Raw genomic sequence first — 15449 nt, forward strand, 5'->3', positions numbered from 1 at the left:
AAAACGTCTCTGAAAACAACACTTCAGGCCTGGCCCGTTCCCCAGCGGCGGTGAAGAAACCGTTCCAAGGGAGAAAACAGAATCTTGTCCGACAGGAGTCCTATCACCACAATCACGAACATAATGCCCACTACCTGATCCATCGCGTTCAGCTCACGCCCATAATGCAGAAGCTGACCCAGGCCGAACCCGGTCAGAATGGGCACGAAAATTTCCGCAGCCATCAGGGAACGCCACGCAAAGGCCCAGCCCTGCTTCATGCCGCTCACCACAAACGGGGCGGAAGCGGGCAAGGTGACGTGGATCAGGCAGTAAATGGGCCCGGCGCCCATCGTGCGGGCGGCCCTGGCATAAATGGGCGGCACGTTCCGCATGCCGTTGGCCGTAGCTAGAATGACGGACCACAGGGTTCCCATAATCACCACAAACAGCATGGCGGACTCCGTCTGCCCGAACCACAGGGTAGCCAGAGGAACCCAGCATACGCTGGGCAGAGCCTGAAACCCCAGGGAAACCAGACCCAGCGTATTCTGCATCAACTGGAATCGGGAACACAGCATGCCGAGGGGAATCCCCATCACCAGGCCAATGCCGTACCCCAGTCCCAGCCGCTTCACCGTAATCCAGGAAGCTTCTTCCAGAGCTCCGTCCGCAAAGGACGAGCGCAGATATTCCCACACCTCCAGCGGAGAGGGAAACAAATAAGGTTTCCAAACCTGCTCGTCACTCAAATACTGCCATACCCAGATGACGACAATGAAAAACACGAGAGAACATGCGTGGGCTCCCCATTTTGACCATCTGTTCCTGTTCATTTCGCAGCTCCTTTCAAATCACGGGTGATGCGGGACGACAGCAAGGCCAGATCCTGGCTGTTGATATCCCTGGGATGAGGCAGATCCACGGAATACTCCTCGCAGATTCGTCCCGGATGCGGAGTGAACAAAATCACGCGGTCTCCCAGGCACACGGCTTCCCGCATATTGTGGGTAACAAAAATGATCGTCATGCCCCACCTGAGGTGAATATCCTGAATATCCTGATAAAGCTGTTCCCGGGTCATGGCGTCCAACGCGCCGAACGGTTCGTCCATCAGCAAAATGCGTGGATTCGTCGCCAGAGCACGGGCCAGGGCCACGCGCTGCTTCATTCCCCCGGAAAGCTCGTGAATGTGGGCGTGCATGCAATCCTGGAGCCCCACCAGCTCCAGATTCTTCTCTGCAATGGCCATGCGCGCGCCGCGCGTCAAACCGGGCACCAGCTTCAGGCCGAACATCACATTCCCCAGCACGTCCAGCCACGGAAACAGGGCGGACTCCTGAAACATCACAGTACGGTCCCGGCCCGGCCCGCTCACGGGAACACCGTCCAGTTCCACCGTGCCGGAAGAGGGGAACTCAAGCCCGGCGATAATATTCAGCAAAGTAGTCTTTCCGCAGCCGCTGGGGCCTACCAGGCAAACGAACTCCCCGGCCTTGATATTCAGGTTGATGCCCTCCAGGGCCTCCACCTTCCCCCGCCGTCCTTCAAACACCTTGGACACTCCGGCGATGCGCAGCTTGCATCCGCCCGGCCCGCAATGCTCTTCTCCCATAATCATCCCTGCGTTTCCTCCTTCATGGCCAACTGTTTCTCCTCTACCGCCTCCGGTGTCACCAGGCCGGAAACGTCGGGAACCTCCTTCATGAATCCGGCATGATAGGCGTCCTGCACAAACTGCTGCAACTTGGGGATGAAAATCTTGTCCTTCATATGAATGCTCTTCCATGCCCGGGCAATCAATTCCGGTTCAACCTTGGAATGGGTAAGCTCCTCCAATTCCTTCACCACAATGGCCTGGGCCTCCTCCGGATTCTCCCGTATCCACTGGTTCAGCTCTTCATGCGCCTTCACGACGGCCTGCGCTACTTCGGGCTTCTCCTTCAAAAAATCAGCCCCGCACACCAATACCGTTGCTATGGAATCCTCCTCGTTCACCAGCACCCTTCCTTTGGCCATCATCACTAAACGGCTCACCCAGGGCTCCACCGTCCAGACACCGTCCAGCTTCCCCTGGCGGAACAGGCTCAACTGTTCCGGATTAGGCGTAGGAAGAATCTTCACGTCTCCACCGCGCTGCGTCACGTGCAGGCCGCCTCGGGAAAACCAAGCGCGGGCGGAAACATCCTGCGTATTGCCAAGCTGGGGCGTGGCTATCACCTTGCCGCGGAAATCCTGCGGTTCCTTCAGGGAGGAATCCTCCGGCACCACCAGGGAGGCTCCTCCTTCTACAGCTCCGGCGATCATCCTGATATCCTGGCCGCGGGAGCGGACAAACGCGTTGATGGCTGGACTGGGTCCCACATACGTCAGCTCAATGGACCGGGCAAATACCGCCTCCATGGCGCTGGGTCCTGCGTTGTACACATACCAGTTGATCCTGACATCTTTCCCGGTAGCCTTCTTCACGCGCTCTTCAAACCACCCGTTCCCCTGTCGGGAAAAATGATGGGCCACCAGACCCTGCACGTGGGTCACATTCGGGAAATGACCGAAATTCAATTCAATCACATTCGCATCCTCCTCCTTCCCGTCCCGGCAGGAAACGAGAGGCAGGCAGAGGGAGGCGGCCAGAAACAACAAAGGAAATCTTGAAAAAAACATGGGATATCAAAAAAATGGTTGCAGGCTCACGGCATCTTGGCCGCACCCTTTCAGGCTCCGACTAGCAGAAAAAGACATCTGCGGCAAGTTTCCGCATGTGACGACTTTTTCACAATGGACAGCCGGATTGCCGATTCTGTTGAAAAACTCCCCCATTCTGCAACCCGCAAAATCCGGTCTATTGACAAGGACGTGCGTTCCCGCTACAAAAAAGCGCTATTTGCCCCTCTATGCCGAACAAAACGCACCAGCCGCATTTCGGAGCATGGCTCAACCTGCCTCCGCCCGGGGACGGACGGGTGCGCCCCGCCGTCAAATACAGATGCACCCTTCTGCTGCTCCTTTACTGGGGTATTCTGTCTGCTGTGCCGCAGGCAGGAAACAATGTGGTGGAAGTCGGCCCCTCCTTCTCCCCCTGGATAGCGGCTCTGGAGCTTACCCCCTTCATCCTTGTTCCGGCATTCCTGTGCCTCGTCCCTCGTACGGGGTCCCAATGGAGGGCTCTGATGATTGCCGCGTATGCGGGACTGGCGCTGTGCCTGCTGCTGGACCTGTCGCTTCCTGCGGACGGTTCATGGGGAGACCTTCCCCTGACAGGGCACTATGGCACGCTTGCATGGCCCGCAGACGGCCACTGCGAATGGCTCATTACGCTGCCCCGCTTCTCCACCTTCTGGAGCCTGCTCATCTATGTATCCCTTTCCAGCGCCGGAATTTCACCCATCCTGCGTCTGCTGGCGCTCGCCTGGTGGTTCCTGCTCTGCTTGGCCCCCATCAACACCGGAATAATTGGATACGCGGACCTTCTGGGCCCCCTGGCCATCATCGCCGCCATCCTGGCCTGCATGCACCTGGCAAACAAAAACGGCTCCTGACAATGCTTGCCGTTTCCGATGGAAAAACTCTTCCGCAGCCCGGCAAAGGGGAACACTGCCCTCATCGTCACTTCCATGCCGAGAAGACGGGAGCGGCCATGGCACGGACGGCTCAACGTCAAAGAGCTGTTTCACACCCGGTGAAACAGCTCTTTTCCAAATTCATTCCAAGTCTGAACTACTTCCAGATCACCTCAAAAATGTTCACGGAAGTATCCTTCTTGCCGGTAAGGCCGATAGCCTTGACCGGCTTCCTGACGGACTTCAAATTCAAGGTGGTCACTTTCTTGCCCTTGCCCAGGCTGCCAACGGGAACCCAGCGGCCGTCCGCTCCGCAGGCCTGGACGGTTGCTTCCCTGCCGTCCGACAGAACAATGGCTGAATTAGCGCGGGGAGAAGTACAGGGAATCTCCACCCGTTCCGGGGACAAATCCACAGACAAAAACGTAGCCAGGTTGAAATCGCCGGCCGCACCGCTGTTGCCGTCTTTCTTGCCCTTGTTGGCAAGGTTGAGCTTGAACTCTTCCAGCGTTACCTCCTGCGGGGATGATCCGGCATTCACCAGTTTCACACCTTTCACCACACCGCCGATCTCTGCGGAGCCGTCTGCTTTCAGCGGCACTTCCGTCCAGCCCTTCCCGTCCATGGAAATAAACAATTTAGCCCACTTCATGTCCGGCGTCTTCAAATTGATGGACGCGGACTCCACAGCCGCGCCGGCAGGAATTTGAAGCCCCAGAGACTTCCTGGGGGGCAACGGATGCACCTCCATGATGCGCTTCAGGGAAATATCCGTGTCGCCTGTCTCGGCCACGGCTCCCTTGAAAGCAGGAGCGTCCGTCAGAACGGAAGGAGCGGCGGGGGCATTCACCTTGAAATCACGAATGGCCGTCCACACGTCGGGCTTGCCGCCGGGAACGCCCTGCACCGTGGCGCGGTAGCGCACAAAGCGGCCTTTTTTCCCGCTGCCCTGGTACTCCACGCGCACACCGCTCGTTTCCGGCATCAGGGGCGACCATGACTGTCCGTCCATGGACACTTCCAGCTGCCCCTTGTTCACGGCATCCTTGTCTGAATCATTCCGGCCCATCACGATGGAAACGGTGCGTATCTCGCGGGGGACACCCAGGTCCACGCCGAAAAAGTCGCCCTTCTTCTGAACTTCCTTGCAGTAAAAATAGGACTCGGGATCGTCATCCAGCATCTTTTCAATACCGTTCTTTAGCTTGGTGGAAACATACGGCTTCACCCGCCCCACGGCCCGCCCGCTCACGCGGGAAAGCACCGGAGTGGACCCCAGGTCCAGCAACTCGCGGACGGCGGGAGCCATTACCAGTTCGGACGGCTTGACAGCCGTCTGCCACGGGGAATTCTTCTTGGTCACCTCCGTCACGTGTTTATTGATGGCCTTGCTGATCTCCTTGCTGTAGCGCTGCATCTCCGCCAGCAGGCAGGCGGCCTCCATGGCGTAATTCAATGCCGCGGAGGAATTCCCCGCCTCCGTGGCCTCCAGCATCTGCATGCTGTTCATCCCCGCCTTGCCGAGCGATTCAAACTGGATCAGCCAGGGCTCCACTTCCGCGACAAAAGCGGGATTGTTCGCCTTGGCCCGGATGATGTCCGGAGCCTGGGCCATCTTCGCAAACTCGGCTTTCAGGCGTTCAAATGCCTTGTTGTCCGCCACCTTCGCGCCGCGGCGGCACAGGTCCAGAACCTGTTCCACCACGGGAGCGATCTCCACGGACTCCTCCTTGCGGTAATTGTGCCCGCTCGGACCGCCGTCGCTATTGTGGTTGGCAAACGTCTGCATGGCGGAGGCGCAGCCGGGGAACAAAATGCGGATACTGTCCTTCCACGTCTTGTCGGAATCATACGCCTTGGCGTTCCAGGTCATGTTCGCCACGCTGAACAGGGAAATCTTGGAGGCCTCCGGCTTGTCCATCGGATTGGAGGCGAACCCCTGCATGTACGGCATCGCGTCCGCATCCACACCGTAGGTGCGCCCCAGGAACAGCGCGTGGCGGACGTAATCCGTCACCGGGAAATTCCACCAGATGAAAGCGGGCCTCTGCAAAAACTTGTTGATGCCCTTCAGGGCCGGGGTGCGGATATCGCTTACGATGCCGGACCCCGTCCACATAATGCCGATATCCTTATCCAAATGTTCCCCCATCACCTCGTGATAACGGCCGCCGTTGCCGGCATACGCCGTGGGACACACGATGAGCGGGGTTACGTCCGGCTTCTTGTGGATAAACTCCTTGTTCAAATAATTCAGGAACTCCACCTGACCTTCAGGCTTGGCCCCCTCTCCGCCGATGTCGTCAAAAAACACGGCAAAGGAGCGGAACCCCAAATCATACATCATCTCAAACTTCTTCACTGCCGCCTTCCGGTCCGCCTCTCCCCAATGGATATCCGCACCGGGGTGCACGGCCCAGACGAAATTCACCTTGTTTTCCTTTGCAATCTTCACCAGTTCTTTCAAATCCTTGGCCATGTCCGCCGGATAAGGCTCCCGCCATCTCTTGGAAAAACCGTGGAACACGTCGTCCTTCGGGCCGTAGATGTAGGTATTCATCTTGTACTTCCCGTAAAACTTGAACTGGCTGATGCGGCCTTCCTGCCCCCACGGCAGCCCGTAAAAGCCTTCAATGGTGCCGCGGAACGGAACATCCGGCCAGTCCAGTACCTCCACCTGCGGAACCGTCACGCCGGAAGGCGTCTTCTCCGCGAGCTGAAGCAGGGTCTGGGCCGCATAAAACAGGCCCTCGTCATCATACCCCGTCATCCGGATTCCCTGCGGCGTCACGCTCAGGGAATAGGCGCCCGCCTTCTGCGGAATATTCCCGGCAGGTTTCTTGCTCCCCTTGATGATGGACATCTGAACAGGAAACCCGTTCGGAGACAGCGCGAACATGCTCTTCAACGCGTTCATGGTGGGGGCATCCTTGACGCCGATCAGCTTCAGCGCGGGAACCGTTACGGAACCGCCGCTTCTGGTCATCTTCTGGGGAATGGGATACACTGGCATCCTGGACGCTTTTTTCGCGTGACCGGATGTGGCCGCGGATGAAGTGGAGGAGGAGGACTGGGCGAACAGAGGCAGGGCAAGCCCGGCTCCAAGCGCCGTGACCGCCATCATGGATCGGAAGGGAATCAAGTTCATAAGTGTAAAAAAAAGCCTGTACAGGACAAGTCCATGTAAATACGGACCAATCGCCTCACTTCTAGCAGGATGACCCCTGCATGTCAAATTACTTCGCCCCGGTACGGAAAGCTGCCCATCGTAACGACTGTGCCATGAAGACAGAACCCATTCCTGCGGGCATCGCTCCTGCGGCCCCGTCCCCTCCATGCGTACTCCGGTCCGTACCGCCATACACGCCGCAGAAGGAGTCAATTCCCGAAACGGAAAAAACGAAAACACATTCGAGGGAAACGAACCAGGCAGGCAGCCGCCCCGGAAAGGAATACTGAAAATGAACTCAGAAATTGTTCTTCTTCAACCCCTGGCAGGGAAAAATCCGGAAATATCGAAATAGATGACCACTTCCTTGCCTTTTTTCGTCCTGATCGTAATCACATCATAGGACTTCCCTTCATGCTGGACGAGCCCCTGCTGAAGCTTTTCATAACTCCCGTATTTTTTCTTAAGCCATTTCCCTTCGGCAGGGACACCATCCATCGAACTTGTTGCGCCAACGATCACGACGGCCTTTTCAAAGCTGGAACCGTCTCCGCCTTTATAAGTAATACGGGAGGCTGCCTCTTTTTTCCCTACCTTCGCGGGCATGGCTGGATCTTCGGTTTTGGCAACGGCGCACAGGCCGGAAACCAGCGCAAAAAATAAAACGGGCAGCAAGGCTTTCATACTCTATGAAATATAAAAAGTACTCATTCCCATGTAAAGTTTTTTAAGACAAGAACATCCGCATGGCCGCATCAGGAAACGGCATACGGGAAAACATAGCAACAAATCCCTGCATCCTTTCACCTGCGGAACCATTCCCGACTACAACCACGCCGCCACTTCGTTTAAAGTCCCGACACGGGCCGTGGCGCAAGTCGGCCCATTTCCGGAGGAAAACAGAAAATTCCGTCCCACGCCGGCGGAAAGGGCTGCCCGAATATCCCGTTCCCGGTCGCCGACGGACACGCAGGATGCCATATCCAGACCGTGCGCGGTACAGGCTTTCAAAAACAGGCCCGGATTCGGCTTCCGGTCGGGATGCCCGTCATCCACGCTGGGGCAGTGGAACACGTCCGCGATCTCCGCCCCGGCGTTGCGGAACACCCCCTTCATGTAATCCGTCAGCCGTGAAAAATCCTCTTCCGTAAACATGCCGCGGCCTATGCCGGACTGGTTGGTCGCCACGATCACCAAATACCCCTTCTCCTTCGCCCGGCGGCAAAGCTCCAAAATTCCCGGCACCAGTTGGAAATCCTCAATGCGGTGCACATACCCCCCGTCCACGTTCACCACACCGTCCCGGTCCAGAAACAGGGCTTTACCGTCCATACATTTCCTGTTCAACCAGCTCGCAGACCAGATGGCCCACGGCAATGTGCATCTCCTGAATATTATTCGTGGCATCGGAAGGAACGGCAATGCAGAAATCCGCCTGCTCCTTCATGGCGCCTCCGCCCCGCCCCGTAAGGGCTACGGTCCGAATACCCATGCTCCGCGCCAATTCCATCGCCAGCACGATATTCCGGCTGTTGCCGCTGGTAGAAAGCCCCACCAGCAGATCTCCCGCACGTCCCACGCCTTCGAGTTGCCGGGCAAACACGGTATCATACCCGTAATCATTCCCGACGGCGGTCAGAATGGACGTATCCACCGTCAGGGCCAGGGCGTTCATGGCCGGACGGTTCAACTTGTAGCGTCCCACCAGTTCCGCGGCCAGGTGCTGGGAATCCGCGGCAGACCCTCCATTGCCGCAGAACATGATCTTGTTCCCGGCCCGGAGGGTGTCCGTACAGACGCGCGCCACCGTTTCAATATCCCCGGACAAAACGGCCAGCGCCCTGAAATTGTCCGCTATCCCTAAAATCTGTTCCTTGATGTAATCGCTCATTCCGGTCTCTTCTTCATTCGGTTGATAATATCGGTGGAGGAAAAGCCCTCCAGCCGGGGCAACTCAACGGCCCTGCCCCCATAGGACACCACATACTGCCCTTCCGGCCAGCGTTCCAGAGGATACCCCTCCTTGGCGATCACGTCCGGGCGCAGCTTCTCGATCAGCGGAAGCGCGGTATCCTCGTCGAAAAGAACCACGTAATCAATGAAATCCAAAGATGCCAGCAGCAGGGAACGAAGTTCCTCGTTATTGACGGGCCTGTCCTCCCCCTTCAGCCGCTTGATGGACGCATCCGTATTCAGCCCCACAAAAAGCACGTCGCAGGCCTCGCGAGCCTTCATGAACGAATGCAGGTGGCCCAGATGCAGAAGATCGAAACAGCCATTCGTAAACCCCACCACCTTCTTTTCCTTCCGGAAGCGTTCCGCCAATTCCGCAGCGGCTTCCGCCGTCAGGATATTGTTCCGGTGATGCCAGGAGGAAACCTTGCGGGCTTTCTCCTCCAGCGCTTCTTTCAACTCCCCTCCGGTCACGCTCGCCGTGCCGAACTTGCCCACCACGATTCCGGCGGCCACGTTGGACACGACCAGCGCCTCCGGCACCGTGGCGCCCGCCGCCAGGGCCGCTCCCAGGCTGGCCAGGGACGTGTCCCCGGCGCCGGATACGTCAAACACCTCGCGCGCCTCCGTGGGAATGCATACAAAATCGGCGGGATTGGAAGAAGGAATGAAAATCATCCCGTGCTCGCTCAAAGTCACGAGCAAATTCTCAATGCCGAACTCGTCAAACAACTTCGCGGCGCCTTCCAGAGCCGCCTTCTCCCACCCCGGAGCGGAGGGATTCAAACGGACTCCCGTGGCCTCCTGAAACTCCTTCATATTCGGCTTCACCAAAGTAGCCCCGCCGTAACGGGAATAATCCGCTCCCTTGGGGTCCACGATGACGGGCTTTCCGGCCGCACGGCACCGGGCAATCACGGCGGGAGCGGTTTCCCCGTCAAACAGGCCCTTGCCATAATCAGACAAAAGGACAAGATCGGCGTCCGGCAGGCAGGCGTCCACCCGTTCCAGAAACCTCGCGGCCAATTCCGGCGCCATATTCAACTCCTGCTCCTGGTCCGCCCTCAGCAAATGATGTTTTCCCGCCACAAAACGGATCTTCACCGTCGTCTCGTAATCCCGGCACTCCACCAACTCAGGGGTGCAGCACGTATCTTCCAGAAAAGCCTTCACCTGCCGTCCGTTCGCATCGTCTCCCACCACGCTGACAAAAGTGGTCCGGCACCCCAGAGCGCACAAATTGGACACCACGTTCCCCGCGCCGCCCAGCATGCGCGTTTCCCTGTCCATCCTCATGATTGGAACGGGTGCCTCCGGAGAAATCCGGGTGACGCTGCCGTACAGAAACTTGTCCAGCATCACGTCCCCGATGCAGAGAATGCTCACCTGGGGAAATCCATCAATCAATGTATGCAGCCGGTTCATGGAGACGTTTCTTTCTACCATGCCCCGCCTGATAAGGCAAGGACAGTTGAAAACCGCCGGGAATACGGGAAAAAGGCAAAATCCCCGTCTCCCCGGGCTTCCTGCGGCATCTCCCTGCCCCCTCCGGACCGCAAAAAATGGGTCAGTCACGATAAAAATCTTGACCTCCAGGCGGGAAAGCACTACCTATTGTCTCCCGTTCCCGGACGAATAGAAAAAGGAAAATAAATCATGCGTGAAGTTACCGTAAGAAAAGGTGAACCTATCGACCGCGCTCTCAAGCGCCTCAAAACCAAGCTGGACGTCGAAGGCATTCTGGACGAAATGCGCCGCCGCCGTGCCTTTGAAACCCCAATGGACGAACGCCGCCGCAAGGCCCGTTCCGCCAGCAAGCGCAACAAGGTGAAATGGCGCTTCAACAACAAGAGCGAAGAAGCCGCCGCCGAAACCGCCGAAGCAGCTCCCGTTTCCGCTCCTGAAGCTTAAATCTCCATTGGTTCGGGAATAGAACCTCTTTCCATAAGGGCAACCCTTCTCCAAGGTTTGCCCTTTTTGCTTACCTCAGCAACATGATTCAATCCGCCCAGCTCTTCTCACGTGCACGCGCCGTCATACCGGGCGGCGTCAACTCCCCCGTCAGGGCCTTCCGCAATGTGGACGGCGATCCCTTCTTCGTCCAATCCGCCAAAGGCGCCTACATCACGGACGCGGACGGTCGCCAGCTCATCGACTACATCGGCACATGGGGCCCCGCCATTCTGGGACACGCCCCGGAATCCGTCCTGAACGCCGTACATGCCGCCGTGAACCGGGGGCTGGGCTATGGCATCCCTGCGCCGTCGGAGGTGGACATGGCGGAAATGATTGTCCGCATGGTGCCCTCCGTGGAAAAAGTGCGCATGGTCAACTCCGGTACGGAAGCCACCATGTCTGCCATCAGGCTGGCCCGCGGCTATACCGGACGCCGTAAAATCATCAAATTCATCGGCTGCTACCACGGGCATGTGGACTCCCTGCTCGTCGCGGCGGGTTCCGGCGCACTTACCTTCGGGGAACCGGACAGTGCGGGCGTTCCCCGGGAAATGACGCAGCTCACCATCACCCTGCCGTACAATGACCGGGAAGCCGTCAAAAAAGCCTTTGAATTGCATGGCCGGGACATTGCCGCCGTCATCATGGAACCCTTCCCCGCCAACGCCGGCCTCTACTTCCCTCAAAATGGTTTTCTCCACTTCCTGAGGAAAATCACCCGCCAGTATGACTCCCTGCTCATCTTCGACGAAGTCATGACAGGGTTCCGCGTTGCCCCCGGCGGCGTCCAGCAGCTTCATGGAATCATGCCGGACCTCACCTGTATGGGGAAAGTCATCGGCGGCGGACTTCCCGTAGGCGCATTCGGAGGCCGGGCTGAAATCATGGACTGCCTTTCCCCACTGGGGCCTGTGTACCAGGCCGGTACACTCTCCGGAAACCCCGTGGCCATGGCGGCAGGGCTGGCGCAGCTCCGGGAACTTCTGGAAGGAAATGCCTATGACCGCCTGGAGCAGCTGGGGGCACGGCTGGAGGCAGGTATCCGGGAAGCCATCCGGAAACACGGCAGGAACTACACCTTCCACCGCGCAGGCTCCATGTTCTGCCTCTTCTTCACGGAAGAGAAAGTCTATGACCTGGACACCGCCCAGAAAGCCTCCAAGGCTCTCTTCAAGCCCTTCTTCTGGAACATGCTGGAACAGGGCGTCTACTTTGCCCCTTCTCCCTATGAAACGGGATTCATCTCCCTGGCCCATACGGAAGAAGACATTGACCGCACGGTGGAAGCCGTGCATGCCAGCCTCTCCAGGCTCGTCTAGCGGGCCACAACTGCCTCATTCTCCGCGGAATGCGCCGTCGCCCGACGGCCGCAGTCCATGATTTGGAGTGACAGATGTCGTCCCTTCCCTTATAAGAATGGCATGAGACAGATGGCAGGTTCTGTTCTGCTCGCGTCCGTGACGGCCCTCATGGCGGTTCCGCTGGCAAACGCGGAGGAGAGAACGATGCGACTTACAGAAGAAGAAAAACAGGAACTGAGGGAAGCGAACGGACGCTTGCTTTCCCTCACTTTCCGCTTCCTGTATGACTCCTGGCCTCTGGACATCATGTCTCCCGGAAAAATGCAGGAGGAATTCAACTCCATCCTGCAATGCTACCAAATGATGGAGCAATTCCGGGAAACGGGCAGGCTCCTTCTTCAGGCTCCCGACCGCAACACGCCCTTGCATCTCTGCATCGCCATGGGCCTGAACAAGCTGGCCGTCCGGATGATAGAAGCGGGAGCCCCAGTCAATGCCCAGACCGTTTTTCCGCATAACGGCACGAAGGAACCCGGGGATACGCCCCTCATCTGGGCATGTTCGGCGGGCATTTACCAGGACTCATCAGCCGTGGACAGGCTTCCCGTAGTCCGAGCCCTCCTCAATCACGGGGCAGACCCCGATCTCCCGGGACCGGGAGGCACTACCCCCTTCATGTGGGCCGCCGCCCTGACCAACTCCGACCCTGAACAGGAAAAAATCGCCTTGGCCCTGCTGGATGCCGGCAGCCCAGACCTCAAGCGCAGGCTAAACGCCCATACGCGCGGAGTAGGGTTCTCCAGCCTTTCCACCGCCATTTTCAAACGGCTGATCCAGGCAGGCTGCGATGTGAACGAACGTTTCTTTGCCAGCAAGCAATCTCCACTCCACTTGGTCTGCGCCAGGGAAGAACCTCCGGAACGACTGATTCCTCTCATTGAACTCCTCATCAAGGCGGGTGCGGACCCCAACCAACTGGATGTGGACGGTCTGACGCCGCTGATGGCATGCAATTCCCCGGAAATAGCCGTCCGCCTCATGAACAACGGCGCCAATCCCTCTCTCCGCAACGAAGATGGCCAGACGACCTATGACTTCCACATGAAAAACGGGTATCGGGAAATTGCGGAAGCCATCAAGAAATGGCAGTCGGCACAGAAAAAAACTGCACAGGACCAGTAAAACACGGCATTTCGCGCTCATTCGCTCATACCGCAGAAAATGAAGCCGTAATCTCCCAAACGGAAAAGCTCCCGCAGACAACATTCAAACCGCCTGTCCTTCTTCCCTTCCGTTTACAGGGAAACATCCAAAAACAGGACAAATACCCATCCCCATGCGGACCTGGCTGTAAACAGGCAATCCTTGAAGCAACTTTCCGGAAAATTCAAATATTTCCAGAAAAATTTAAGAAAACATATAACGGCCCCATCCACAATGTCCATGATGCCCCGGCGGACGGCTGCTTGAACAGCCCAAAAAAAGCCGCCTCCCCGGACGGGAGACGGCTTTGAAAAGGAAAAGCGGTTCTTTATTCTTCCGCTTCAATCCCTTCACCGATCATCTTGAGATCTTCCGGCATCTTGCCTGTAGCAAAATAACCTTCAATTTCTTCAAGAGAACGGCCCTTGGTTTCAGGCAGGAAGAAAGCCACCGTGATGAAGTACAGCACCGTAATGCCGCCCAGCGTAAAGAACACGCCGGAATAGCCGCAGCTTCCCACCCACGGGAGGAAGGAACCGGCAATCACCGTGGACACAAGCTGGTTGATCAGCAGAGCAATCGCCATGCCGTTGGAACGGATGCGGGCAGGCATCAGCTCGGACAGGGCCAGCCAGACACAAACGCCCGGACCCGTCGCATAAAAGGCGATGAAGATGATGAAGAAGGCAGTGACGCCCCAGCCCACCGAGGAATCCGGCTTTTCACCCAACTCCGCCTTCAGGATGGAAACGGGCTTCATGGCATAGCCGTCCTTGCCGGCTACGACCATCTTGTTGGTGGAATCCGGCACCGCCTTGATGACGGCCAGGGAGGCTTTGTCCTCTTCCTTCTTGATATCCTTGGGATCCTTCGTCAATTCGGAAAACTCCACGACGGAAAGCTGCGTGGAAGAACCCATCAGGAACTGATACCATGCAGGATTGGCTTCCAGCTGGTCGTAAGTGATGATCAGCTGCATCCTGTTGATATCCTTGTCCGCCATGCCATTCTTGGAAAGCAGATCCTTGACGAATGTGGAATCGGGCGTACGTTCCAGCTGCAGCGTACGGATGCTGTCCACTTCCTTGCCTTCTTCAAACTGCTTCTGGACGGAGGGGCTCTGCTGCGCCAGCAGGGCAGCCACGTCGGAAGTCACGTCCTTGCGGGCCTCTTCCACATTATTGAACAGGAAACCGGTGCCAAGCAGGCCCACCACAATACCGGCCGTGCCGATCTTGAGCAGGAACTTGCGGCCCTTGCGGTCCACCAGCATCATGGCGACGATGGTCATCAGGCAGTTCACCACCTTGATGGTGAAATCCGCCCAGTTGGCGGTCGTGCCTTCCAGGCCGGCCTGCTGGAATACCTTCACGGAATAGTTCAGCACGGAGTTGATACCCGTAGCCTGCGTGAATGCCAGAACAAGAACCGCCAGAATAAAGGGATATACATACTTGCGCTGAAGAAGGGACTCGCCGGAGGAACTCTGCTTCTTCAGCTCTTCCGCCTTCAGCTTCTCTTCCTCTTCAATGTGAACCATTTCATCAAACACCTCCTGGGCGCGCACTTCCCCATAACTGCGGACGAGTACGGCCATGGCCTTATCCTTGCGGCCACGTCGGAACAAATAACGGGGGGATTCGCTCAAACGGAAGGAGCCGAAAAACAGGAACAGGCCGGGAATGGCGCACACCCAGAAAATGGCCTGCCAGGCAAACACCTTTGCGGAAGCCAGTTCTTCTTCGCTCACGCCGGAATCCTCCACGCCACCCACGTATTTGGCGGCAAACAGACCTATCACAGCGGCAAACACCAAGCCAACCGTCAGCAGGAACTGGAACATCCCCGTGCCCTTGCCCCGGGACTCCGCACTCAGACATTCCGCCAGATACAGCGGAACCACCACGCCGACGATACCGGCGCTGGCGCCCTGCAAAATGCGGCCCAGCAGCATGATGCCGAACACTTCCTGAGACAGGCAGATCACGGGAATACTCAGCGTAAACAGGGCGGCAGCGATCGTAATCAAAGCTTTGCGTCCCATCTTGTCGGCCAGATAACCCGCAAACAGGGAGGAAAGCACGCTGCCGAAAAGCACGGCGGCCACCACCTGGGAAAGCTGGGAGGGATTAAACCCGGCCGTCTGCTCAATGTAAGGGAGCGCAGCAGCAATGACGCCGACGTCCACACCGTAGAGAAGGCCGCCCAAACCGGCCATGATGAGGAGGTAGCGCATGTACCGCTTGGCCGCATCCGGGACGGCGGCCTTCATGTTTTCTTGGTCTGTCATGGTCGTTGCATTCTAGTAAAATGACTTTGCTCCGCAAC

At 57.6% G+C, this 15449-nt stretch carries 13 protein-coding genes; 4 read left to right on the top strand and 9 right to left on the bottom strand.

The genetic code is table 11. From position 1 onward, the window contains the following. Positions 1-23: 23 nt before the first annotated feature. From V3C20_RS02510 to V3C20_RS02520, 3 genes are read right to left on the bottom strand one after another with little or no spacing between them, the layout of a single operon-like run. A complete protein-coding gene (locus V3C20_RS02510; protein ID WP_130083925.1) occupies positions 24-815 on the bottom strand; it encodes an ABC transporter permease in 792 nt (263 codons plus the stop codon). Beyond that, on the bottom strand, positions 812-1600 hold the full coding sequence (locus tag V3C20_RS02515; RefSeq protein ID WP_130083926.1) for an ABC transporter ATP-binding protein: 789 nt from the start codon (positions 1598-1600) through the stop codon (positions 812-814). The genes V3C20_RS02510 and V3C20_RS02515 overlap by 4 nt, the downstream gene beginning before the upstream one ends. Then, positions 1597-2643, bottom strand: a complete 1047-nt coding sequence (locus V3C20_RS02520; protein WP_130083927.1) for an ABC transporter substrate-binding protein — start codon at positions 2641-2643, stop codon at positions 1597-1599. Before V3C20_RS02520 ends, V3C20_RS02515 begins: the two co-directional genes overlap by 4 nt. A 230-nt stretch (positions 2644-2873) precedes the next feature. On the opposite strand from V3C20_RS02520, the gene V3C20_RS02525 reads away from it, so the two are divergent. Beyond that, the gene (locus tag V3C20_RS02525) at positions 2874-3518 is read left to right on the top strand and encodes a hypothetical protein (protein ID WP_130083928.1); all 645 of its coding nucleotides are present in this window, start codon (positions 2874-2876) and stop codon (positions 3516-3518) included. 178 nt (positions 3519-3696) lie between these two features. Here the strand turns inward: V3C20_RS02525 and V3C20_RS02530 are convergent, their stop codons facing one another. The 5 genes from V3C20_RS02530 to V3C20_RS02550 all read right to left on the bottom strand — a co-directional run bounded on the left by V3C20_RS02530 (position 3697) and on the right by V3C20_RS02550 (position 10086). Beyond that, positions 3697-6687, bottom strand: a complete 2991-nt coding sequence (locus V3C20_RS02530) for a beta-N-acetylglucosaminidase domain-containing protein (RefSeq protein WP_161981302.1) — start codon at positions 6685-6687, stop codon at positions 3697-3699. Between the two features lie 336 nt (positions 6688-7023). After that, a complete protein-coding gene (locus tag V3C20_RS02535) occupies positions 7024-7392 on the bottom strand; it encodes a hypothetical protein (protein ID WP_130083930.1) in 369 nt (122 codons plus the stop codon). A gap of 141 nt (positions 7393-7533) precedes the next feature. Then, complete coding sequence (locus tag V3C20_RS02540) at positions 7534-8040, bottom strand: HAD family hydrolase (RefSeq protein ID WP_130083931.1); 507 nt, start codon at positions 8038-8040, stop codon at positions 7534-7536. After that, positions 8030-8599 carry a D-sedoheptulose 7-phosphate isomerase gene (gene gmhA / locus V3C20_RS02545; RefSeq protein WP_130083932.1) on the bottom strand — a complete coding sequence of 190 codons (570 nt, stop codon included), beginning with the start codon at positions 8597-8599 and terminating at the stop codon, positions 8030-8032. Before gmhA ends, V3C20_RS02540 begins: the two co-directional genes overlap by 11 nt. Next, the gene (locus tag V3C20_RS02550) at positions 8596-10086 is read right to left on the bottom strand and encodes a bifunctional heptose 7-phosphate kinase/heptose 1-phosphate adenyltransferase (RefSeq protein WP_130083933.1); all 1491 of its coding nucleotides are present in this window, start codon (positions 10084-10086) and stop codon (positions 8596-8598) included. Before V3C20_RS02550 ends, gmhA begins: the two co-directional genes overlap by 4 nt. A 231-nt stretch (positions 10087-10317) precedes the next feature. On the opposite strand from V3C20_RS02550, the gene rpsU reads away from it, so the two are divergent. From rpsU to V3C20_RS02565, 3 genes are all read left to right on the top strand, one after another. Then, positions 10318-10572 (top strand): 30S ribosomal protein S21, encoded by a 255-nt coding sequence (gene rpsU / locus V3C20_RS02555; RefSeq protein WP_130083934.1) that lies wholly within the window; start codon positions 10318-10320, stop codon positions 10570-10572. A gap of 83 nt (positions 10573-10655) precedes the next feature. Continuing rightward, positions 10656-11936, top strand: coding sequence for a glutamate-1-semialdehyde 2,1-aminomutase (gene hemL / locus V3C20_RS02560; protein ID WP_130083935.1), 1281 nt, complete (start codon positions 10656-10658; stop codon positions 11934-11936). A 102-nt stretch (positions 11937-12038) separates the two neighbouring features. Further along, positions 12039-13100, top strand: coding sequence for an ankyrin repeat domain-containing protein (locus tag V3C20_RS02565; protein ID WP_161981303.1), 1062 nt, complete (start codon positions 12039-12041; stop codon positions 13098-13100). Positions 13101-13449: 349 nt separating this feature from the next. On the opposite strand, the gene V3C20_RS02570 is transcribed toward V3C20_RS02565, so the two are convergent. Beyond that, complete coding sequence (locus V3C20_RS02570; protein ID WP_149873759.1) at positions 13450-15411, bottom strand: MFS transporter; 1962 nt, start codon at positions 15409-15411, stop codon at positions 13450-13452. Positions 15412-15449 lie beyond the last annotated feature (38 nt).

It is taken from the genome of Akkermansia sp. RCC_12PD (assembly GCF_036417355.1).
GTDB lineage: Bacteria > Verrucomicrobiota > Verrucomicrobiia > Verrucomicrobiales > Akkermansiaceae > Akkermansia.

Bases quoted from the DNA above. Each gene is read 5' to 3' on its own strand.
- V3C20_RS02510 (WP_130083925.1), bottom strand. From the start codon at position 815: ATGAACAGGAACAGATGGTCAAAATGGGGAGCCCACGCATGTTCTCTC.
- V3C20_RS02525 (WP_130083928.1), top strand. From the start codon at position 2,874: ATGCCGAACAAAACGCACCAGCCGCATTTCGGAGCATGGCTCAACCTG.
- V3C20_RS02535 (WP_130083930.1), bottom strand. From the start codon at position 7,392: ATGAAAGCCTTGCTGCCCGTTTTATTTTTTGCGCTGGTTTCCGGCCTG.
- V3C20_RS02530 (WP_161981302.1), bottom strand. From the start codon at position 6,687: ATGAACTTGATTCCCTTCCGATCCATGATGGCGGTCACGGCGCTTGGA.
- V3C20_RS02515 (WP_130083926.1), bottom strand. From the start codon at position 1,600: ATGATTATGGGAGAAGAGCATTGCGGGCCGGGCGGATGCAAGCTGCGC.
- rpsU (WP_130083934.1), top strand. From the start codon at position 10,318: ATGCGTGAAGTTACCGTAAGAAAAGGTGAACCTATCGACCGCGCTCTC.
- V3C20_RS02540 (WP_130083931.1), bottom strand. From the start codon at position 8,040: ATGGACGGTAAAGCCCTGTTTCTGGACCGGGACGGTGTGGTGAACGTG.
- hemL (WP_130083935.1), top strand. From the start codon at position 10,656: ATGATTCAATCCGCCCAGCTCTTCTCACGTGCACGCGCCGTCATACCG.
- V3C20_RS02520 (WP_130083927.1), bottom strand. From the start codon at position 2,643: ATGTTTTTTTCAAGATTTCCTTTGTTGTTTCTGGCCGCCTCCCTCTGC.
- V3C20_RS02565 (WP_161981303.1), top strand. From the start codon at position 12,039: ATGAGACAGATGGCAGGTTCTGTTCTGCTCGCGTCCGTGACGGCCCTC.
- gmhA (WP_130083932.1), bottom strand. From the start codon at position 8,599: ATGAGCGATTACATCAAGGAACAGATTTTAGGGATAGCGGACAATTTC.
- V3C20_RS02570 (WP_149873759.1), bottom strand. From the start codon at position 15,411: ATGACAGACCAAGAAAACATGAAGGCCGCCGTCCCGGATGCGGCCAAG.
- V3C20_RS02550 (WP_130083933.1), bottom strand. From the start codon at position 10,086: ATGAACCGGCTGCATACATTGATTGATGGATTTCCCCAGGTGAGCATT.